This window comes from uncultured Umboniibacter sp. (assembly GCF_947497555.1).
In the GTDB taxonomy this organism is placed as follows: domain Bacteria; phylum Pseudomonadota; class Gammaproteobacteria; order Pseudomonadales; family DSM-25080; genus Umboniibacter.
In genome coordinates this window covers 36225-56216 of sequence record NZ_CANMGY010000010.1, presented here as the reverse complement: position 1 = coordinate 56216, position 19992 = coordinate 36225, and the positions used below count along the sequence as shown (strand labels likewise).

At 48.3% G+C, this 19992-nt stretch carries 34 protein-coding genes; 11 read left to right on the top strand and 23 right to left on the bottom strand.

All coding sequences use genetic code 11. From position 1 onward, the window contains the following. Positions 1–11: 11 nt before the first annotated feature. Positions 12–647, bottom strand: coding sequence for a hypothetical protein (locus Q0698_RS11390; protein WP_298636753.1), 636 nt, complete (start codon positions 645–647; stop codon positions 12–14). Positions 648–930: 283 nt separating this feature from the next. Between Q0698_RS11390 and Q0698_RS11385 the strand changes: the two genes are divergently transcribed. Beyond that, positions 931–1242, top strand: a complete 312-nt coding sequence (locus Q0698_RS11385) for a hypothetical protein (RefSeq protein ID WP_298636752.1) — start codon at positions 931–933, stop codon at positions 1240–1242. Positions 1243–1523: 281 nt separating this feature from the next. On the opposite strand, the gene Q0698_RS11380 is transcribed toward Q0698_RS11385, so the two are convergent. Beyond that, entirely contained in the window at positions 1524–2297 is a 774-nt protein-coding gene (locus Q0698_RS11380; RefSeq protein WP_298636790.1) for a TIGR00266 family protein, read from the bottom strand. A gap of 5 nt (positions 2298–2302) precedes the next feature. Continuing rightward, a complete protein-coding gene (locus Q0698_RS11375; protein WP_298636751.1) occupies positions 2303–2920 on the bottom strand; it encodes a hypothetical protein in 618 nt (205 codons plus the stop codon). A 167-nt stretch (positions 2921–3087) separates the two neighbouring features. On the opposite strand from Q0698_RS11375, the gene Q0698_RS11370 reads away from it, so the two are divergent. From Q0698_RS11370 to Q0698_RS11330, 9 genes are all read left to right on the top strand, one after another. Further along, the gene (locus Q0698_RS11370) at positions 3088–3423 is read left to right on the top strand and encodes a hypothetical protein (RefSeq protein ID WP_298636750.1); all 336 of its coding nucleotides are present in this window, start codon (positions 3088–3090) and stop codon (positions 3421–3423) included. Positions 3424–3487: 64 nt separating this feature from the next. Beyond that, the gene (locus Q0698_RS11365; protein WP_298636749.1) at positions 3488–3895 is read left to right on the top strand and encodes a hypothetical protein; all 408 of its coding nucleotides are present in this window, start codon (positions 3488–3490) and stop codon (positions 3893–3895) included. 401 nt (positions 3896–4296) lie between these two features. After that, positions 4297–4701, top strand: coding sequence for a hypothetical protein (locus Q0698_RS11360; protein WP_298636747.1), 405 nt, complete (start codon positions 4297–4299; stop codon positions 4699–4701). Positions 4702–4719: 18 nt separating this feature from the next. Then, the gene (locus tag Q0698_RS11355; protein WP_298636746.1) at positions 4720–5400 is read left to right on the top strand and encodes a hypothetical protein; all 681 of its coding nucleotides are present in this window, start codon (positions 4720–4722) and stop codon (positions 5398–5400) included. Beyond that, positions 5390–6259: an SDR family NAD(P)-dependent oxidoreductase gene (locus Q0698_RS11350; RefSeq protein ID WP_298636745.1), complete on the top strand. Its 870-nt coding sequence runs from the start codon at positions 5390–5392 to the stop codon at positions 6257–6259. Before Q0698_RS11355 ends, Q0698_RS11350 begins: the two co-directional genes overlap by 11 nt. A 65-nt stretch (positions 6260–6324) precedes the next feature. Continuing rightward, the gene (locus Q0698_RS11345; protein ID WP_298636744.1) at positions 6325–6618 is read left to right on the top strand and encodes a hypothetical protein; all 294 of its coding nucleotides are present in this window, start codon (positions 6325–6327) and stop codon (positions 6616–6618) included. Continuing rightward, a complete protein-coding gene (locus Q0698_RS11340; RefSeq protein WP_298636743.1) occupies positions 6606–6920 on the top strand; it encodes a hypothetical protein in 315 nt (104 codons plus the stop codon). The genes Q0698_RS11345 and Q0698_RS11340 overlap by 13 nt, the downstream gene beginning before the upstream one ends. A gap of 172 nt (positions 6921–7092) precedes the next feature. Then, positions 7093–7545, top strand: a complete 453-nt coding sequence (locus tag Q0698_RS11335) for a hypothetical protein (RefSeq protein ID WP_298636742.1) — start codon at positions 7093–7095, stop codon at positions 7543–7545. A gap of 64 nt (positions 7546–7609) precedes the next feature. Further along, positions 7610–8050, top strand: a complete 441-nt coding sequence (locus tag Q0698_RS11330) for a hypothetical protein (RefSeq protein WP_298636741.1) — start codon at positions 7610–7612, stop codon at positions 8048–8050. A gap of 35 nt (positions 8051–8085) precedes the next feature. Here Q0698_RS11330 and Q0698_RS11325 read toward each other — a convergent pair whose 3' ends face one another. From Q0698_RS11325 to Q0698_RS11265, 13 genes are all read right to left on the bottom strand, one after another. Further along, the gene (locus tag Q0698_RS11325) at positions 8086–8649 is read right to left on the bottom strand and encodes a hypothetical protein (protein WP_298636740.1); all 564 of its coding nucleotides are present in this window, start codon (positions 8647–8649) and stop codon (positions 8086–8088) included. Between the two features lie 7 nt (positions 8650–8656). Beyond that, positions 8657–9079: a hypothetical protein gene (locus Q0698_RS11320; protein WP_298636739.1), complete on the bottom strand. Its 423-nt coding sequence runs from the start codon at positions 9077–9079 to the stop codon at positions 8657–8659. 82 nt (positions 9080–9161) lie between these two features. Continuing rightward, positions 9162–9467 (bottom strand): hypothetical protein, encoded by a 306-nt coding sequence (locus Q0698_RS11315; RefSeq protein WP_298636738.1) that lies wholly within the window; start codon positions 9465–9467, stop codon positions 9162–9164. Then, positions 9464–9817, bottom strand: a complete 354-nt coding sequence (locus Q0698_RS11310) for a hypothetical protein (protein ID WP_298636737.1) — start codon at positions 9815–9817, stop codon at positions 9464–9466. The genes Q0698_RS11315 and Q0698_RS11310 overlap by 4 nt, the downstream gene beginning before the upstream one ends. Next, positions 9804–10415 (bottom strand): hypothetical protein, encoded by a 612-nt coding sequence (locus Q0698_RS11305; RefSeq protein ID WP_298636735.1) that lies wholly within the window; start codon positions 10413–10415, stop codon positions 9804–9806. Before Q0698_RS11305 ends, Q0698_RS11310 begins: the two co-directional genes overlap by 14 nt. Before the next feature lie 74 nt (positions 10416–10489). Next, positions 10490–10801 (bottom strand): hypothetical protein, encoded by a 312-nt coding sequence (locus Q0698_RS11300; RefSeq protein ID WP_298636734.1) that lies wholly within the window; start codon positions 10799–10801, stop codon positions 10490–10492. A 21-nt stretch (positions 10802–10822) separates the two neighbouring features. Beyond that, on the bottom strand, positions 10823–11209 hold the full coding sequence (locus Q0698_RS11295; protein WP_298636733.1) for a hypothetical protein: 387 nt from the start codon (positions 11207–11209) through the stop codon (positions 10823–10825). Positions 11210–11240: 31 nt separating this feature from the next. Further along, positions 11241–12485 carry a ParB/RepB/Spo0J family partition protein gene (locus tag Q0698_RS11290; protein WP_298636731.1) on the bottom strand — a complete coding sequence of 415 codons (1245 nt, stop codon included), beginning with the start codon at positions 12483–12485 and terminating at the stop codon, positions 11241–11243. Continuing rightward, positions 12482–13033 carry a hypothetical protein gene (locus Q0698_RS11285; RefSeq protein WP_298636730.1) on the bottom strand — a complete coding sequence of 184 codons (552 nt, stop codon included), beginning with the start codon at positions 13031–13033 and terminating at the stop codon, positions 12482–12484. Before Q0698_RS11285 ends, Q0698_RS11290 begins: the two co-directional genes overlap by 4 nt. Then, entirely contained in the window at positions 13033–13293 is a 261-nt protein-coding gene (locus Q0698_RS11280) for a hypothetical protein (protein WP_298636729.1), read from the bottom strand. The genes Q0698_RS11285 and Q0698_RS11280 overlap by 1 nt, the downstream gene beginning before the upstream one ends. 9 nt (positions 13294–13302) lie before the next feature. Then, entirely contained in the window at positions 13303–14163 is an 861-nt protein-coding gene (locus tag Q0698_RS11275; RefSeq protein WP_298636728.1) for a DsbA family protein, read from the bottom strand. A 20-nt stretch (positions 14164–14183) separates the two neighbouring features. Then, a complete protein-coding gene (locus Q0698_RS11270; RefSeq protein ID WP_298636727.1) occupies positions 14184–14327 on the bottom strand; it encodes a hypothetical protein in 144 nt (47 codons plus the stop codon). A gap of 1 nt (position 14328) precedes the next feature. Further along, the gene (locus tag Q0698_RS11265) at positions 14329–15354 is read right to left on the bottom strand and encodes a S49 family peptidase (protein ID WP_298636726.1); all 1026 of its coding nucleotides are present in this window, start codon (positions 15352–15354) and stop codon (positions 14329–14331) included. A 277-nt stretch (positions 15355–15631) separates the two neighbouring features. Between Q0698_RS11265 and Q0698_RS11260 the strand changes: the two genes are divergently transcribed. After that, on the top strand, positions 15632–16015 hold the full coding sequence (locus Q0698_RS11260; protein WP_298636724.1) for a hypothetical protein: 384 nt from the start codon (positions 15632–15634) through the stop codon (positions 16013–16015). Here Q0698_RS11260 and Q0698_RS11255 read toward each other — a convergent pair. The 7 genes from Q0698_RS11255 to Q0698_RS11225 form a co-directional block, all read right to left on the bottom strand. Further along, a complete protein-coding gene (locus Q0698_RS11255; protein WP_298636723.1) occupies positions 15962–16477 on the bottom strand; it encodes a hypothetical protein in 516 nt (171 codons plus the stop codon). The genes Q0698_RS11260 and Q0698_RS11255 overlap by 54 nt on opposite strands. Before the next feature lie 3 nt (positions 16478–16480). Then, complete coding sequence (locus Q0698_RS11250; RefSeq protein ID WP_298636722.1) at positions 16481–16873, bottom strand: hypothetical protein; 393 nt, start codon at positions 16871–16873, stop codon at positions 16481–16483. A 243-nt stretch (positions 16874–17116) separates the two neighbouring features. Continuing rightward, the gene (locus tag Q0698_RS11245) at positions 17117–17692 is read right to left on the bottom strand and encodes a hypothetical protein (RefSeq protein WP_298636721.1); all 576 of its coding nucleotides are present in this window, start codon (positions 17690–17692) and stop codon (positions 17117–17119) included. A 307-nt stretch (positions 17693–17999) separates the two neighbouring features. Continuing rightward, positions 18000–18890, bottom strand: a complete 891-nt coding sequence (locus Q0698_RS11240; protein WP_298636719.1) for a hypothetical protein — start codon at positions 18888–18890, stop codon at positions 18000–18002. A gap of 3 nt (positions 18891–18893) precedes the next feature. Then, the gene (locus Q0698_RS11235) at positions 18894–19199 is read right to left on the bottom strand and encodes a hypothetical protein (RefSeq protein ID WP_298636718.1); all 306 of its coding nucleotides are present in this window, start codon (positions 19197–19199) and stop codon (positions 18894–18896) included. After that, the gene (locus tag Q0698_RS11230) at positions 19186–19416 is read right to left on the bottom strand and encodes a hypothetical protein (protein WP_298636717.1); all 231 of its coding nucleotides are present in this window, start codon (positions 19414–19416) and stop codon (positions 19186–19188) included. Before Q0698_RS11230 ends, Q0698_RS11235 begins: the two co-directional genes overlap by 14 nt. Next, a complete protein-coding gene (locus Q0698_RS11225) occupies positions 19403–19945 on the bottom strand; it encodes a hypothetical protein (RefSeq protein WP_298636716.1) in 543 nt (180 codons plus the stop codon). The genes Q0698_RS11230 and Q0698_RS11225 overlap by 14 nt, the downstream gene beginning before the upstream one ends. Between the last annotated feature and the right edge of the window lie 47 nt (positions 19946–19992).

The window sequence follows — 19992 nt, the reverse complement described above, 5'->3', positions numbered from 1 at the left end:
GTGTCCGATGTTTAAGAGCGAAATTGACCGACCGGCTGAAGTGTCGCATCGTCGATTACAATTTTATCACGCAACATCAAAAGTTGTGGCGGTATCCCGTCGAATTCTTCGGCGGTCAATATCTGCGGGCTCATAGGTAGGCCTGTATAGGAGACTTCCTTCATTTCGAAGGTGTCATAAACAAAGAGAATATTCGTGACACGGACCTCCTTCGCCTTTTCGCTTTCTAATCGCACTAAGCCAGAAATAACAAGCTCATCCATGACCAAGTCACCCGGGGCGAGATCCTTGAAATTGATATAGAAGGGTGTATTAGTGTTAAGCCCAGTCACCACCTGTCCATCGTCGTCGTAGAAGGCATACTGAATGATCGTGTGACTGATATTGGTATTAGGTAAGGCAGTGACTTCGAACTCAAAGTGTACGTCAACCGTGTTTGTCATGCCGATAGAATAGTGACTAAAGAAATCCGTGATGGCGAGATGGCTATTACTGCTTCGCGCCTTGGTTATCGCGTCATGATTGGGGGATAAGGGAAAAGTGGTTGTTGATGATTGGTCCATCTTGTGATCGATCTGCCATTGCTCGAGTGCGAGAGCGGGAAGGCTCAGTGTTGCCGCGAGGGAGAGAAGGATAATCTTGTTCATGTTTCACCTATCAATGTTGTTTGGTTGGCTTATTAAATCAGATCCGATGCGCTGATTTTGCGGTGACTCTGCCCAATAGGGGCAGAGATAAACAATAAGTTGAGCGTTAATGGGCTGAGTCGAATTTGCGTTATCGAGCGGGAAGTTAGAATGACTAGATCAAACAACGGATGAGGATTAGCAACCATGAACGCGATGAAAGACTACGTAGTGATGTGGAGAATTAACGCGGCAGTGCTCGAAGCAAATAAGTGTGATAACGAAAACATTGAGAGTGAATAGCATGGAAGAACGAGCGAGGAAGCTAACGCGTGTGTTGTCACGACTACATAGGCGGATTGATTGTCGTCGTCAAACAACTGGCCAAGTCGATGCGAGTTTTGAATTCCTCGCTACGGAACGAGAATTACGACTAAATCACAGGTTAAAACTGGAACTACAGCAGGCTGAGGGTTTGTTACGTAAAGCGAGGGTGACTGCGTTTCGGGCGCTGGCGGTGGAAGCCAAAGCAGTGGGTATTAGCTTTCAGCGGTGGCGGAGGAAGACGGAAGCGGAGCGAGCGTTGATTCGAAGAGATGGCTTGCAGTGCTACTAGCCGTTCGAGATTTTATAAATCGGTATCTGGCATACTTCTACCTCACTTTTATGGGTCCAAATTTACCATAAAACGTGTCTAGAGTTCTCAGTCCCTATCACTCATAACCGGAAGTTTTTGTGAGGCTGTCACATAGCTCTTCTATCACCTCTTGAAGACTTGACGAAAGACAAGTAAGGGACGATAATCGAAGATACCACTCGAGGACTAACGTTCTCCCTAAGGCCCGATCTAGCGCAAGCAGGTTGGGTTTTTTGTTTCTACATTTTCACCCTCCTTGTTCATTTACTGGCCTTACGGACATGGCTATCAACCTGGGCGCTAATGGCGGTGTAAATCCGATCAGCGAGTCTCGCGAACGGTAAGCTTTGTAACCACACATCACCCGTACCAGAGAGCGTGGCTAAGGCAATGCCTTCGCCTCCGAACATCATTGTCTTCAATCCCCCAATCATACGTACATCGTAATCAATGCCCTGGCTGAAGGCGACAATACAGCCACTATCAACATGGATGGTCTCACCATTGAGTCGTCGTTTGGTGACGGTACCACCAGCATGAAGGCACACGACGTCGTCACCCTGTAGGCTTTGGAGGATAAATCCCTCTCCGCCAAAGAACCCCGCGCCGAGCTTTTTGGTAAAGGCGACACCAATACGCGTACCCCGTGAGGCACAGAGAAACGCATCCTTCTGACATAGAATCTTATAATTATGCTCAGCGAGATTGAGGGCGATAATAGATCCTGGAAACGGCGCACTAAAGGCGACGGTTCGACGCTGGGGCGATTCGTTGATGAAGTGGGTGATAAAAAACGACTCCCCGGTCATCAGTCGCTTGCCTGCGCTCATTAGGCCGCCAAAAAATCCCTGGTCCGGTACAGAGCCATCGCCCATCCTGGCAGAGAATTCAATTCCATCCTCGAGAAAATTCATTGCCCCGGCTTCGGCGATCACGGTCTCTCCAGGATCGAGGGTAATCTCGACAACCTGCAGGTCGTTACCGTTAACCTGATAATCAAGTTCGTCACATTGCTTGGTTGCGGTGGTTGTCATCGACATTAGGCGAACCCTTTTGGAGTGATGAAGGTTTTAAAAATCATGTTAATACCGTCAAGTGATAGGCGCTCTGGCTCCTCGGTTGAAGTGTCAGTTCCACTGAGACGCTCAATCGCCGCTTCAAGCTGGTTGTAGGGACCTGGTTGTATTAATTGATAACCCGCCTGAGAGTATGCCCCGTAATCGGATTCATCCTCGGCAAACACAAACGATACCGTGATGACTTCGCCTCGATCAGCGCTGCGTAAACCGATTGCTTTAGAGAGGGTTTCCAACAGGAACAATTCGCTCTGGGTACTGACATGCTGTGAGGTATGGGTTAAACCAACGAGGAAGCAAGGGGAGACAAGACCCACATGAGGAGACACGGTAATGGGGTCAAGCGGTTGGAATAAATTAATGGCTCGGATTAATAGCGGGTGTTCATCTAATGCAACAATCATCTCGTAGGTGCTAGTCAGTCGCTTTAGATTTAATACCGCCATTGTCACCGCGTCTTCTTCAAGGACCTCACCGTCGCCATCAAGCGAGCTGAAGGTGACTAACTCCAACGCTTCGGTTTCGAATTCGGTGAGTTGGTGGCTAAGTCGGTAATGATGATGACGAGTTGGTGTAACCATAACTGCCTCAAAGTGGATAAGATTAAGTAAAGATTAGCGGATTATTTGATGAAGAACAGAGAGATCGCTGCCCCAAAAGGGCAGAGATGCGTTAATAATTGATCACGTTGCAAAATAGCGTAAAGGGATACAGTGGGAAGGAATCTAATCAATCAGAAGGATCAATCATGGCCATTACTCCAGCGCATCGCTTTCTACCCAAGTCAGTTCGTCGCCAAATCGACCCTCAATTCAGACGTGAGGACGATAAGGCCAAACTTGATGAATTACAGCGATTAAGCCCTGTGGCGAGCAAGCTACTCGCTTGTAATGATTTACGCCTGCTTTCACAGCCAATGAAGGTGGGTCCTAAGTCGGGCTTTGTGCGAGAGATTACGTTTCGAAGCGGTCACCAACTGAAGTCGTGGCTCAAGGTGTACGGCCGATCACACATCCATGTACTGAAAAGTCAGAGCAAAGCCGTTCACCAAATTGAGATTAATGACCTGACTCTGCCCCTATAGGGCAGGGTTGAGGGGTTTTCCTCTGATCGGAATAGGTATGCTATTGGGAAATGAGGAGAAAACTATGTTAGGAATTAGAGCACCAAGATTTCGATTACCGATGAAAGACACAGAGCGAATGCTGTGTGTGATTGCCAGTTTTATGGTTGCGATGGGACTCTATTTAGTGGTGTCGCGAATAGAGTTTGGACATCATTCATTGTTTATAACCTTGATGTTTGGGTTCCCACCGGTGCTTGGGTTACCACCGATAGTGCAGGCTGCGATAATCGTTATGGTGGTTAAGGGTGTTAGGGTAGGGATTCCGCTTTTCGTCTTTCTTAGTCCGCTGATTATGATGTGGTACGTGGCGACGATTTGGGTCGCTGTTAGCCACGGTCAAATAATTGTTTCGGCCATGTCGTCGCTATTGCTATGGCTTTCATTTTGGTCTATCGGGGCCTTGAGAAAGGACTCGCTCGCGGGGCGTTGATCGCGCAGTGGTAGGCCAAGTGCCGCATCACGACATTGAGGGCAGTTCTTGGATAATAACCGAGACAGATGGCGAGGGCTATACCCCCAACGTAGCGCAACTTCTTTTACGAGCCAGCCTTTCGATCGAATAATAGATTTTATAGAGCGTTGATTGATTTGTGTCATGATCCGGGCACCTGTTCAATTGAAGGCATGATACGTGGTAATTATTGATACATCAATTGAACGTTTTGTGTACAGGCTAAGTTTGGGACATTCGTCCAGTTATGGTATTAATAATTATTAATATGACGCTGCCGCTGGCCGAGATTTTCAGTGATTGCCACGCTGCGGATAGTCATCGTGTTTACCGCGACGTCATTTTTAAGGGTTTTTTAAAAATTTTTGGTCGGAGAGGCAATGCAAAAAATTACATCACCGTACCGGGCAGGCCATTTCCTCAAGCGAGGTCGAAGGGTTGATCTTATCGAACAACTTCCAACCGCGGTGAAGATATTGTCGAGATGGGGTGTCCATCCGAATGATCAACCGATGGTGCTGGGGTTCAATAGCACCCTCATGTTGACCAATATCCTAGAGGGATCAGTCATTCCCTTACTAACGGAGAACCAGGCCGCTCGCTGCGGTATCGTTTATAGCTTGAACTATAAACTGGTCGCGCAATTCCAAACGAAGGAACGAATTAATAATTGGCTCAATGCACCGTCGGGCAAGCGCTATGCGAACAAGTCGCCCATGGATGTCTTGTGCCAGGAAAATAATGCCGAAATGCGCCGAATTTTCGATATGCTGCGCGGCGAATAACTCACCAGGGAGTCACGAATGTTAGCCTTAGTCAAATATCCTTATACCGTCAATGTCAGCCTTAGAGAGATGGGAGGTGTCAACCGGGCAAAGCACGAAGTGATCGATACCTGCTGGGGTGGGGTCGACGATCTACTACAGCGGAACTTTTACGCACACGATAGCGAACACTTCCAAATGACACCTCCGGATCTGGACGACCTTCTGGGTCAGGGGTTTGATGACGGTTCAGCAATTTGGCTCGTGGTGAGTGATAAGGAGCTAACCGACTATCACGGCGTCGTTACTGAGTCGACGTTCGAAGAATACGTTGAAGGTGAAGGTTACTTCGACATCATCGACCAGGGTGTGATTATCTATCGGACACGTAGGGATCTGATCCAGATTACCCGATTTGTGCGTTTTGACGACCTGCGAGGTCGAGGCAACTACGCCTGGGTGATTGATGAAGACGATGGAACTTGCGAACGGGTGAATTGGAAAACTCAAAAACAAACCGCGGCAACTCAGGCCGAACAACAACTGATTGGCCACATACGATCACTTGAGGAACGCCTAAAGGGTGTCAACATTAAGGACCCAGCTGCGGGCGACGAGCTTATTCGTATTACTAATACATGGATGGGTAGCGCGCCGATTTCAGCCGTTAATCTCGATGGAATTTTGGATGAGGTTGAGGCGATGGCCAGTGAGAGCTAAGCGGAACTTAATCGCGGTGATCAGCGGTACAACCAGCGGTATCGGTGTTGCTGTAGCCAGTGCGTTGCACCGTGAAGGGTGGCAGGTGATCGGTGTAAACAGAAACCCGTCACTCCTAAAACAAGAGCTCGGCGAGGGGTATGCAGAGCTGATTGTTGGCGATTCGCTGGAAGACTATGAATCGATTGGGAAACAGCTTGCAACGATCACCTCACACATCAATTTCGTTTTTTGTAATGCCGGCTATGGTCTGCAGGTCGCGATGGAGGATGCCCAGCTTGATGCGTTGGAGCGCATGATGCGGGTCAATGTAACGCTCGCGGTGGCGCTGGCGAATGGTGCGCTACCTTTGATGTTCGCGGCGCCGACACCGAGTCGTAGACCCTGGTTATTGTTCAATTCATCCGTGTTAGGCATCGAAAGCTTAGCCTTCCGAGGCCCCTATGCGGCCAGTAAACATGCTCTGGAGGCGATGGCCACCAGCTATGGGATCGAGCTCTCTGGCAAGGTGGATGTGAGTACGCTACAACTCGGACCAGTCGGTACTGGGTTTAGGCAACGGGCGCTGCTTGAAATCAAACAGTCGAAGCTAACAGGGGCTCGACTTGATTATCGACGACATATACAACGCTTAGCCAATAAGAACGGAGCATCGGATACCCCGACGCATCGCGTTGCTGACCGTGTGCTTTCGTGCCTTGCCGGTCGTCGTCCGGCTCGATTGAGAGTGGGTGCTAAGGTGTTTGTTGTGGTCGTATTAAAACGATTACTTTCAACAAACTGGATGCGGGCTTTCCTTGGTTCCGTGGAGCCTGCAGAGGAAGTGAGGCGTATACCTCCTCGACTCCTCGATGAGTAGTTGCAATTTCCCTGCATCAGTCATGATGGGTTGATGGCGCCACGCCAGAAACGTTTGGAGGTTCTATGCAACATGCAAAGCACACAGAGTTACAGTCGTCACTGATGCGATCGCTGCCACTCTACAACCTAACCGCGCGATTAACCGCTCGCCAGCAGTTAATTGGCCCAATCTTGGTAGATAGCCGCCTGGGGCTTACTCGGGCTCGGCGATTCACGACGATTAAAGAGCTTAACCGGTGGATTGCTAGCGGTGGGTACCGGGTTTTAGCCACAAAACAAATCGATAGGTGGATGGTGTTCGATAGCGTGCACTACACGAAACTTAAAGACCGAGGGGGAGAAAAATGTACCCAGTAACCAACGCAGAAAATTATTCAATTCTTCGGCAGATGGATGTTGGCACGACAACGCGCTACCTGCTACGACAACCCGTCGATGAGGTCGTGACGATTAATCGTGTATTGACGACGCTGAAGGATAACGAAGCGATCGAGAAGCTAGAGTACAAGCAAGCCAAGGCACAGATCTTCGATCTGTTAGTCGCTCAGGGTTTTTATCGTCGCAAAGCCGCTGGACGTTATCAGCGTACTCAGAAACCTGGCGATGAATTTATCCCCGTTAAGGTTCTCATCTCACGGAGCGATCATGTATCGCTTTAACGACTAGCGTACTCAGACTCACGTCGTTGACGCTGAACCAAGGGGTTAGCTGAGTCTGTCGAGAAGGCGTTGCATGAAAAATAATGAGAATTAGTTCAAAATTGTAGTAATTAACGAGTTGATGATTAATAATCGAATCATAAGTGTTAAGTGGATGTAATGGAGTACATTTATGGTTTTAGCAGGACTCGCTTTAGGTTTGATTGGTCTAATGGATTGTCATTGCGATGCAATGAATTTAACTAAAAATTACATCTCTTCAAATTACGTGCAATTAGTGAAGATTGAAGCACGAACCCCCCATGACAATGTGGTTGATATTCAGCTCGAAGTGGTGATGGATATTAAGAAGCCCTTGGTTTCTGGACAGCCTAAAAGCAACTTCGTGATGCGATTTTCCAGTGATGAGTGTGAATGTAAGGCGTCAACAGGGGAAAATTATGCCCTGGTGTTCTTCGATGAGAGTGGGGTACTGGTTGACACGATAGGAGATAGTTGTCGGCAGTTTTACGAATTAGGCGGTAACCTAAATGACCCGGCTATCGACCACATGATTAACTTATCCAAACAGGTAGACAGCGATGATCTCGCGGCACTCATCGAAGCTGAAATGATCGCTCCGTAGCAATTTGCATAGTGGGAAAATCGGTTAAATTGGGTAATGAAACCCACTTAACCAGGACACTATTATGCGAATCAACAAGTACATCCTCTCGTTCGCCTTCGGCGACGTTTGCGACACTATTACCCCACGCGTTTCTCTCTTCAATTCAATCGAGGCGGCTTACGAGCACCTTGACCAAGCGGCTAAAACCTTTCTTGAGGGACAGGGCATTGCACTGGATAAAGACGGAGACTACTACCAGCAGCTTCAAGCCGAATTTGAATCGTTTATATTCTGCGACACCGTAGAGGCGGTTGAGATAGAAGTGAATGACCCGGATGTTCTGGGATTCACCAAGTCGGACTTCATGCACTGCGAAGAGTTCATAGCGGGTGTGCAGAACGAGAAATTTACGTCCATGACACCTGAAGGGCGAGGTGACTTCTTCGATTACGTGTTAGGGGAATTCGATTTCAGCGGGTGGAACGAGGACTTGAATTTCGCGATCGAACATTATCTACGCTAAGTGTAGCACGACAGATCAATGGCGAGTGATCACGCTCACCATTGATGTGAATCCCCGCCTAGTGCCTCGAGTTTAAAGAGGAACTGAAATCCCTGAGTATTCGCAATGGGATCGAGTATATTAGTAAACCCTGCGTCCTCATATTCAGCGTGTCCCACTTTATGAATGGTATGTGAGACAAGCAGCGCGTAGTCATTGGCTTCAATACCCACCACCTTCTGCGCTACACGATGCGCGACATCGTGCAGTATCGTTACTTCGTCGCTCGGAGTGACCTTATGAGAGATCCTTAACAGGACGACGATCGCGCGCGGCATATCAGGTCGACCACGAAGAAATTCTTGCTGGCAAGCAAGCTGACGAAATGCTTTCTTATTAGCATCGACGTCGAACAAGCTAATGGCAGGGATTAACTCCGCGTATGAATCCAGCAGGCATAAGAAACTATACGGCTTAACTTCCGAAGGTTCGAAGGCGGCGAATAATAAGTCGTGGTCGGTGGCGTATTCAGACCGATAGGTAATCAAAGCGGGGTGATCATCGAAAGACACGAGGTCAAAGTTATCAGCCTGGAAGTTCATTGTGGTATTAGGAATCATAGATGCCTCATTGCTGAATTTGTTGGGATAACCAGGGAAAATCCTCTTCGGTGACTACGCTGGAGTGATCGCACTGGTTGATCATTAACATCGATTCGGACGTCTCATTAGGTTGGCGTAGGGCAAAGACAAGATCACCAGGCTGGATTGACAGGCCGCAGCTCGATGTCTCAACGGAACTAACAAGGAGTCGAGCCGATTCAAGTCCGGGCGTGAAGGAATGGTGTAGTTCAACCTGGGCATGGAGCAAATCCGGGAAGTTTGGAAGAGAAGCCGGCTGTGTTTGTACGGACGTAACGCGGAATACGCTGGCCGATGAAGCGTGCTTCAGTGAGTCCTTTAGGCTAACTCCCGCACAAGTGCAGGAGGGTTCCTCAGCGAAACTGAGCAGCGGGAATAAGCAGAGTATGGCGAAGGTACCTCGAATCATGAATTTCTCCTAAAAAGAAAATCATAGCGAGAACCCGCGGGCTATTTTTGCGTGTCGCTGCCCAATAGGGGCAGAGCAGCGCTTATTTATGGCGAAGGTGGTCGAGCAGTGTTCGCGGTAGAAGTAAAATAACAGCGAGAAGATCTAGGGGCGTGTAGAGTCGCTGATGGATGGTTTTTGAGGATAACCTCACCAGATGAACCGATGCGCCGAGAACGCCTGACACGACGCCTACTGTGAGGTAAAACATCGCCATGACGAGTTCACTTGCAAACGAGGCGAGTAAAGCCTCGAGCGAGTACGCAAGGAGACCGATTGTAGCGATCACAGCAACAAGAATTAGGGCGGTGTTAATCTGGGTGAAGGTCGGGGTCACTTTTTTTATCATTGCTGTTTATCCTGCTTAGTTTTTCGATGTTGGGCAACCTGTAAGACTTGCCACCACAAATGGGCTCGGTAGGCAAACCAAGCATAGGCAACGAGAATGCAAAGAGCGCCAAGAATGAATAACTCACCGAGAGGGAGTGTCGTCGCCAAGACAAAGGGGGTAAAGACACCTAAAAATAGCATCAATCCAAAGGCGATAATCTGAGGGTGTTTTAATTTCCCTTGGCGGGTGATTAACCAGGGTGCGTAAATCAATCCTGATAGGGGCATGGTTTTGATGTGACAACGAACATAAAGGCGCCGGGTAACCGCGAGTAGTAACGTTAAGGTCGATGGCTCAGTCTTGCTCACGTAAATCCACCTCCAGTCGTGTCATTAGGTAGTCAAAGGTATCCAAGTTATCAAAGGACAGAATAATACGTCCCTGGGTTGCAGTATCGCCTTCAATTCGCGTCGCAACACCGACTTGGTGAGAAATCGCTTCAGCAGGGATTGAAAAATCCGCTGACGTATCTTCGGTAAAGACAGGGGTAGGATCACTCCCATCAATCTCGCTGCGTAATCGACGAAACGAGTAGTTCAGCTTAGCAAGCCACTCATTCTGTTCAGTATGCGGTAGCTTGGCGATGAGCCGGGCTTTTGAGACGCTGAGCGAACCGTTATCAAGTTTGCGTAAGGCAGAATTGCTCAATTGTCTGCCAATGCAGGCGAGATGCCGCAAATGACCTGCCGAGATCCCCACACCGTGGCTGAGCCGATCCGATGTTGCGCTGTAACCATGAAATAGATGATGACAACACGATGCCAGCTCCGCCGGGCTCAACAGATTACTGCCGAGGGCGTGCCGGTTGATTGCGCTACGTAACATCGAACGATCATCCCGAGTGGGGAGATAGTCTGCAATGTTATTCGGCTCATATTTTGAGGTGTCATACTTTCGTTTGGTCATACTATTGTTTTACCACGAGGCGATCAGAGTTCCAAACTCTCAGGGAAGCTGATCGCCTATCGGAGGGTGGCCAATTACATTAAGGTCGCTGTCGTTTCGGTTTGTAGAAGAATGAGTTTGTTGTTGTGGGTGTCGATGGTTAAATCGCCCTGAAGATCATCATCTTCGGTAATGGCGTAAAGCTGATCGCCGATCGAGATGAAGTCGATAGGGAGTGATTCGGACAGGGCGTTCATGACCAGAGGGATTGAATCGTCATCCAAAAAACTCAGGAAGTAGACACAGGTTTGATCGGTAAACGTAAAATAATCTTCGACCGTGGAAAAATCAGGGTGATGGGTTACCTGTGACGGGGCAACGCGTTGTAGTGTTAAGTGAACATCCATGTTGTGATCCTTGTCGTAGTGTTAAGTATTATATCCATCGGTGCAATAAGTACGAGATGTTGTTCTCCAGCGATACCAGGGCAGTCGATGAAGCGTAAGAGCGTGAGTGCCCTGGTTAAGCGTAATCAGTCCATCTAGTCGTTGGTCGGAACTCACAAAGAGCTCTCCGTCTATCAAGGTGAATTCAGCGCCGAGCGAATACGCAATCTGCTTAAGTGCTTCTTGGTAATCGTTGGATAGATCAATGTCGTAATATGGGCTATACGCTCCATCCTGAATACGGTTCGGGCCCCTTTCCCAAGCCGCCGTGACTTTATATGGCCCGAACTTAAAGCGTGTTGGGCGAAATAATGAATCGATAACGTGTCGCAACGAGAGGATCGTTCTTAAATGTATCTCACTGTACATAACATCGCTTTCTCCTAAGAAAAGAAACTCATTAACCTTGCTCGAGTGTCGCTTGCTCAATATACAAGTCGTTAATGTTGACAAGTTGGCGGTGCACTGCATCATATTTCGGATGGATCAACTCAAGCATTAATTCAGAGCATCGTGCGTTGCGCGGCTGACGAACGTTTAATGTCCAAATCCAGTTATTTAAGTCTTCCTTAATCACGGTACTGACGTCAAGTGTCTCGAGATATTGGTCACGGTACACGTCCAGGGCGTCACCATAAACTAACAACTCGACAATGTGCTGTGTCTCATCATAACTGTGATCATTCAGTCGGTCATCGTGTCCGGTCGGTGCAGGTTCAGAGCTAAAGGACACCTCGGAGGGGTCTTTTTGACATTGATAACCCGGATCTGGGGCGCTCGGATCAATCGCTTCTTCGTCGCCATCCGACATCGCGTCAGGCGGCGGCGCACTGGACTCACCGGCCGTTTCATGGGCATCAAGTAGGTCGGATGCCTGGGACGCTAGGTCATCCTGTTGAGCGCGAGCCTTCGACTCGGCCGCTTCCTCATCGGTGGGGACGTCGGCGTCGGCTTGGCGAAGCGTGCTCAGTACCTTGCTGGTGTCTGACCGGGTTAAGCGTGTGCTTGGATGCTCAGCCTTACTTAATAGTTCCTGGTAACGCTCCGCGTTGAGGGAAAGGATGCTGCGAAGGTTGTTAATGATATTAATGTCTTTAATGACGCCAGATTGAATTAATTCAAGGCCGCGATCATCGAGCTCGATGATATTAATGTAGCGCTGAACCTTATCATCGTTGGGCTTGGACTGTTTGCCCTTAGCTACTTTGCTTAACCAACCGATACGTTCTGCTATCTGAAGCGCGGTGAGGCCAAGTTCCTTGAGCTCGTTCAAGGCCACTGAAATCTCATAGGGATTAAGCTGGTTTCGTTGTTCGTTGGCCACAATCTGAGAAATTAATAAATTGGCACGATCGTCCCGATTGAAATCTAATTTCACCACGGCGAGAAGTTTAAATCCCGGAATCGTTTTCGCTGCGCGCCAACGACACTCACCATCGATGATGGTGTAGGTGGTGCCGGTCTTTTGGACAATAATAGGCAACTGTTGGCCGACCGAGCTTAACGACGCGGCCATCTCTTCAATCGCTTGATCATCGAATTGTCTCCTCACCTGCTCGAGCGCGGTAATGCTATCGGGAGAGAGGGTAATGAGTTCAGTATTGGCGTTGTTGTTCGCATCGGACAAAGTAATTGGCGCGTTCATTTCGTCGTTGCCTCCCGAGGGTGAGTGAGCGACTTGCTGTGAAGAGGGGGTTGAGGCAATTGAATGACCTCGATTAAATACCGGCAAAGTAGCCAATAATTTCTCAATTTTCGATAGTGAGCCCATGTCGCTTGTTGTCCTAGTTCCAATTCTAATCGGACCCGCTGTACTCTGAGGTTAAGATCTGCCTCAATAAGCCGAAGGCGATACCATGCGGCAGCAGGGGTGAGATGAACGATGCCAAACCAAGGCGATGAGCGGTAGTCTGCGCGGTTGGTGTTCGGAGAGAGATTCCAAGCAATCGCGGCCTCCAATGCCGTAGTGGACGGAGCGGCGGCGGTTGAACAACCGGTACAATGTGAGGTGTAATGTTGGGTATCACTCTTCTCGACAACTGCCGGTGCTCCACAAAGGCATGACGATAACGTCAGAAATCGATTATCGGACTCACCATAAATACGTGTAGGCACCAAATTGCGCTCTTCGAGAACGCCGATCTGCTTGATTACCGACACCAGGCTTCGGTAGACCGCGGCCTTATCCGACATTACGAAATAGCCCCCGCAAACCAAAAGTAGATGCGGTTCCACACTTGGGGAATGAAATGCGCCATGAGCAGCGCCATGAGATAGCCAAGTGCAAAAAAGAACGCTAGGTTGAGTTTCCGAAAATGACGGTATCGACGATATTGCCGTGCCATCAGTTCGGAAAGAAGAAAAGGGTTAGCCGCCGATAAGGGTGTGCGCGACGGCTTAGGCGCCGGGGGCGCCTCGCTAGCGGTAGGATTTGTCTTCTGAGTTGTGGACATAACGTCTAATTAATTACCTGTCTGCGGGTTCTCTTGTGACGTACTAATTTGAATCATTCGCTCAATCGTCGCCTCAACAGCCTGAAGGGGCTGAGCGCCTCGCAACATCACGTACTCTCCGGTTTGGTTATCAACAATAAAGCTCGTCGGCGTTGAATCGACACCCATCGCGTCGGCACGCGCTAGGTGGGCATTGACCGTTTCAAATTGACGACCTGATGAGATACAGTCTTGCGCCTTAGACGGGTCGACACCGTAGTCAGCGATTAAAGCGGGAAGATCTGATACGCCTTGGCCATTGCCCGCAGAACGTTTAAAGACGCCCTCAAGGAAGCCCCAAAACTTCTGATTACCGCCAAGCTCGCGTACACACTCCGATGCGACGGCTAAGACTTGTGCGGCCGGATTATGAAAGTCCAACGGCATGTGTTGCCATTGCCAATTGACCGCACCGTCATACTTATCAACGACTTGCTTTGGTGTGTCATGGAATCGCTTACAGAAGCCACACTCAAGGTCGCTGAATTCCACCAAGGTGAACCGGGCGCTGGGGTTGCCATACACCGAATTTGGGTTGGCATCACCAGTCACCACCTCGCGATAGCCAGAAAGACGAGATTCAATGGCCGCTTGCTGCTCAGCCTCCTTTTGTATGGCCATCTGCTCAGCGACGATCGCTGCAAGATCACCTGGATTGGTCACGGCGTCCTGTTGTGACGACGAATCGCTCGTTAGTAACACTACAATCGTTAAGCTTAGGCTCACCGCACAGAGTAAGAACAAAGCGATGATCGCCTTGAGTAACTTCGAGGTAGAATCTTGTAAGGCGGTGATTTGCTCAGTAGGGATGTTCGAGTTGTTGTCGCTCATGGCGCTCTCCTGTAATGCGGTCAAGCCGCTAAAATAAAGTTAATCCATAAAAAGTGAATACCGACCGCGTTAGCCGCGATCAGAAAGACCGCACCAAAGGCTGATAGCAGCGCGGAAACGGCGCGAGTAGTTACTTTTAAGCGGTGCTTAATTACCATTGCCATCTCATTGAATCTCCATGGTCTGACTCACGCCGTTAATGCCCTGGGCAATGGCTTGACTAACACCATCACTAATGCCCTGTTCAACTTTCATTGATAGCGCGCTTAAAAAATCGCGAGTGGGGGTATAGTTGACTTCGTTGTGATCGATGCCCGACGTAGCAGCGAGTTCCATTGGGGTTGCAAAACCATCAGCAAGTCCCAGCTCAACACTGCGACTACCTGTCCAAACTAGGCCCGTGAAGATGTCAGGAAAGTCTGGATGCTCATAGCTTAAGCGCTCACCGCGACCCTCAATGACCGCTTCAATGAAGTTTTCGTGGACCTCACCGAGCATTGTCTCCCAGTAAACACGAAGCGATTCAGGAAGCGGCTGATAGGGGTCCATCAATGACTTGTTAGTACCGGAAGTAATCACTCGACGCTCTACGCCAACCTTATCCATGAGTTCAGTGAAGCCAAAGCTCGAGGAAATCACGCCAATGGAACCGACGACCGAAGAGGGGTTGACGTGGATCTCGTCTGCCGCTGCTGCAATATAGTAGGCAGCTGAGGCACCCAAATCGCCGATGACAGCGTAAACAGGTTTATTCGGGTGGAGTGTTTGAAGGCGATCGATCTCGTTGTAGATACGATCCGCGTGTACCGGGCTGCCGCCAGGGGAATCTATCTTGAGTAAAACAGCTTTCGACAGGGAGGCTTCAAAGGCGCGCTGAAGCGCAGGGATGAGGACGTCAGCATCAACGCCACCTCCCGAACCCACATCGCCTTTAAGTGATAGTACAGCGATGTGAGGAGCGGTCTGATCGCCGGACGCGAGTGACATTTGACGGTCGCCCAGGTTGTACGCAATCACAACCAGCATTATTACAATAGCCGGCCTGAGAAACAACGCTAAAAGTCGTGAGCGACGCGCTGACCTAAGTTCCTTAGTGGGAAAGACGATAAGCTCTCTGGCCAAATCGATTGGAATCGAGACCGTCGCGACCGGTTCACTAGGTTCGGCAGATTCGTTGTTTTCGTGAGACATAGATTATTCCTTGGGTGGTGGAGAATTCAATCTCCTTAAGCGTCGCTTGTGTTCGACAGGAGCTGGAGCAAGTACCAGGAGGACGAGCAGGAGGACAAATAACTGATACGCACCCGTTACCAGGCTAATTAAGGCAGTTGAAATAATCAGTGATATAATTAATTTGTCCGACATAAGCACCTCCATATACGTTATTAAATCGGAGAAAAAGTGGTATGTCAGACGTTACTCTGCCCAAAAGGGGCAGAGATAGAACGATAATTTAAAGGAGTGTTGTGTGAGCGTTAAAGTGAAGCAGGGTTTGCCAGTGTGGTTGGTGGTCTACGTCAATCTTTTGTTTGGTTTTCTGATTGTACCGCTAGCGTTTGCGATTTGGCATACGGTTAAAATTAAACGGCGCTCAGTGACGATTAGTGATAAACAGATCGTATTACGAGAAGGTGGTAAAGACACGTCAGTCATTGAACGAGGCGATTTAACCTTCGCGGATATTTACCAACACTATATTCATCGAGTGACGGGAACCGGGGATCTGATGTTCAACGACAAGCATGGGAACGTCATAGGAGTGAGTAGCGCGTTGTTAAACGACGAGCTCGTAGGGGTACTACGTGAGATGGCGCCCGCATCGACAATTAACAAGCTCGCGGTGAGTACGTAAGTAGTGGTATTTCTCAACCAGCTTAGCCACACCCTGATGATCCTTGAGAGGAACCTCGACAATGGTCACTTCACCACGTTGGTTTTCACAACGAAGAAAGCCAGTGGTCAATACACGGTATCCTCGTGAACGTAAAATTTCCGCATAGCTAGAAAGTTGCGCTACATCACTCGGGTAATATCGAGTTCGCTCAGTCTGCTTATTGTCCACGACCGCAAGCTCACCGCTAGTCAGTTTGAACACCTGGTCGAAGCGACCGGCAATTTGAATCGCGTGTTTTTTAGGTGTGTTAAGAAAACGCTCATTGAGGAAAAGGCGACTGCCGTTGAAAATAGAGGGTAAGTCTCGCGTAAGGCGATGACGGTTATAGAGGAAGTACGCCCCCACGATCATCATGAACAAGGAGAGGGTGATCGCAACACTGGAAATCGATAGGTCGTCCAGCGATGCGAAAACACTCATCGCTTAAGCAGAGTCCCGGCAACGGTATTGCTCAATGTCGAAGACCGATGCGCGAGACAGGTTTTCCAATCTTTCGATGTTAAGGTGAGAACCATGCTCAAGTAATCTGAGAACATTAAACAGAAGCGAACCATCATCGACCCAATCGACATCAGAGCTATCGATGTACATAGTCATTCTCATCGGCTCGCCAAATTGATCGTGTCGGTAGGAATATTGAAAAACGACACCTACCCTAATTTTGGTCATCAACTCAGGATCAGCACAAAAACCCATCATCGACTCGACGACAAATTCCTGCTGGTGTGGCGACTCTGAGAGTTCCCTTAGTTCGTGAACTAAAACATCCCCAGACTGCTTGTTAGTTATCTTTATGGTCAATGGAATATTATTCATAATATTTTCCTAGTGCGACTCTAGGTGAAAATTGTGATTGCTATAACAATTGTAGTAGAGATTACGACGAGTGCGTATCCGTAGTTGCCCAAAGAATGAACTGTTCGATATTTTTGATGCTTTTTGATACCAATTTTGCGTTGACGTTCCTGTGATTTGGAAATCACCGCGTCGTGATGAACGCTCGCTTCACAAAACTCCATGGACGATAATTGCGTCGGAGTGACGAAAGATCGGACGTGTCTACTCATTTTCAAGCGCCTCGAACAATATCGGAAAGACCTGGCCTTTCATGGTGCAAGTGTTGATCGCCTTAAGCCCCTTAACAATCTCAATGAGTGTTAGCTCAATAGCTCTGCGACGGTCATCGTATTCGTGAATCATATCGATGAAAACTTGATCTTCAATGTACGACGTTTTGATGGCTTGACGACTGGTTAATTGATTTGTCTTGCCAATGGGAAGACGCCTATAAATGACACGCCTCTTTTGGGAAGATGAACTCGGTGTGCTGAAGTGAGCGGAGCAAAATCTGAACCGTGGGGTCTTGGACACAAGGTAGCTCACTTGATGTGTTTCGATGTCGTCATCGCAGTCAACCGTCAAAGACGGCCACGAAAAAACTCGGCGCTGGTCGTCGTTGATCAGGCGGTCCCTTGTTGACCAAGAGAGATCATTGAACTCCTGGGCAATATGCTTTGCAACGACGATGGTGTTGCGATACATCTGGCGGTAACCATCTCGGACCATTTCAATACCGGATACAGTTTCATCCAGTGCAGAGATCGCTTCATTGCGAGGTTGAATTGATATGGACATCAGAAAGCACCTAAATTTTCAAATTGCGTGAACCATTAATGTACTTTTTTTATCCTACAATATCTATACCATTTTTTAAAAAAATGGTTAAGAATGTTAATTCCGATAGTAAAAATCCATAAGGCGTTGATTTTAATAGTTTTTTTTAGCCTATTAGAATAAAAAATACCGCTATGTGTAAATTTAAAAAAAACACGGGAAAAATTAGTATTAAGTGAAAACGCTAGCGGTAGAAAATCGAGCAGAGCGGACAGCGTCAAGACGAAAAAATAAGCGTAAATAGTCGAATTTATGGAAGGGTAAACGTTTAGATACGAAGGGGTTTAGGGGCGTGACAATAGCACGAAACCATCTCATTGGTATGAGTAGTTTGGTATCCATAGGTGAGGCATTTAGGGCAATACTCCCAGAGAACCTCCTCGGTTACTAATGCGATATAGAACTCTGCTACGGCGTTGGCGAGGAGAGCGGAACGGTTAATTCCGATGATTTTTCGTGCAGATAAATAGCTCAGGTAGATGGCGTGAGCGCGAGTCATTGTGAGTGGAAGTTGGTTGAAATGCGAACCTAGTGTGGCAAAGATAATATGGAGAAGTAGGTTGTATTCCTGCATGTCGGAGAAGCGATTGTGTTTCTCTGCGGAGCGAAAAGCGCTGTAAATACGAAGCGATTGATCAGTGTTAGGTGTGTGCTCTTGTCGGGCCATTGAGGTGCGATAACGCTTGGTTGAAAGCGTGTGAAACGCATCAGTAGAGATCGGTATTTTTTGAAAAATGACGGGGGTAAATCCCGACGAAGTAAGTCGGTCAACGACGTCATCAAGCGCTTTTTTATGGGCGCCGGATGAGGTGGGAAAGGTTGGCTCCTTGAAGAGAGAGTGGGTAATTAACCGTTTCTTATGGGCAGCTGAAATTGACGTTAGGTACATGGTTTCGACGTCGCGAGCGTTTGACGGCGTTTTTTTAGCGATCAAGTCTGTCAAATATTTTTGACAAATTGTCACACCAACGTGAGGTTTAAGTGCATCATGTTCGGCCTGTAAAAGGACTTCATCGATGGGGATTCGACCTGATGAAGCAAGGTGCTCGTCGGTGATAGAAGGGTTGTTGAGAACGATCTGTATAGGGTGGCTGTCTTGAAGCTGGGTGCGTTCTCTGACAAGTGACGAAACGGCTATCTGGTTAAGAGTAAGGGGCATAGATTAAGCTCTGCTTAAATGTTTTTGTCTGAAAAGTTCAAGCTCTGATTCGGGAACAACTAGAGATTCTGAGTCGTTATCGCGAATGACTTCAGCGATCGGGATGATGGTCAATGGGGTAAAATATAAGAAGCGTTCCACAATATTGAGTTGAGATAAGTCGGAAATTTGAGGGTTACTCATTGTGGAAAGTGTCTCGGCGAGGGAGGCAGGTATTCCTTGGTAGGCTGGCTCTTCTAGCGCTCTGTCGAGGCCAAGCTGTTGAACATCGTGCGCTATCGCCTGAAGAAACGACTCATATCGCGACATCGATTTTAGCCTCGAACTTTGACATTTGAACGCTGACTATAGCGGGTAATTTATAGGCCAGTGCGGTAAGTTTTTCATCCGGACATTCAGCAATGGCGGTAGCAAGATCATAGGAGAGGTTGGGGTATTTGCAGGCTAATGAAATAAAGCCGCCACCTTTCATTTTATTCGTCATCGCCTCTTTAACATCGTGAAAAAAGAGCTCATTGATCAGCATGAGTTATGTCCTCTAACTTCATTAAATTGGAGTAAACTTTCAACACGCGCTGTCCGTATGCAATGGCGAGAGGGTGGCGTGAAGAATGGTATCGCCCAATCCTCAACTCCAAAGGTTCGTCACGAGATAAGTAGCTTGCGAGCAGTTCTGAAGCCCAGGTAACTTGTTCTTCTGGATCGAAGAGGGCTTCCCCGTCTTGGGGTGGATGCCAGTAAAGGTTGCGCTGCATCATGCCGACATCAATGTTGTCGGTAGTCTCAAGTGCTTTTTCGAGGGCTTGTTCGGCTTCATCGCGAGCGTGAAAGAATTGTGGACCGTCAGACGTTCGAAAGACGTATGGATGGGGGGTAATGGTCTCGCCATCCCCAGTGCCGGTAGCTGATTCGACGATCGCAATAGAGTACAGAAGTAATGGATCGACACCAGACTGAATACCGATACGCTCAAACATGGTGTCAGAGGTGATGGGATCTGCGTTAGTCATAACGGCTGCCAAGCAGAAAGTTGTGGTAATGCGCTTAATCATCATGAGCCATAACTTGTTTGGTTTTCATACAAAGTTACGGTTTACCGAAA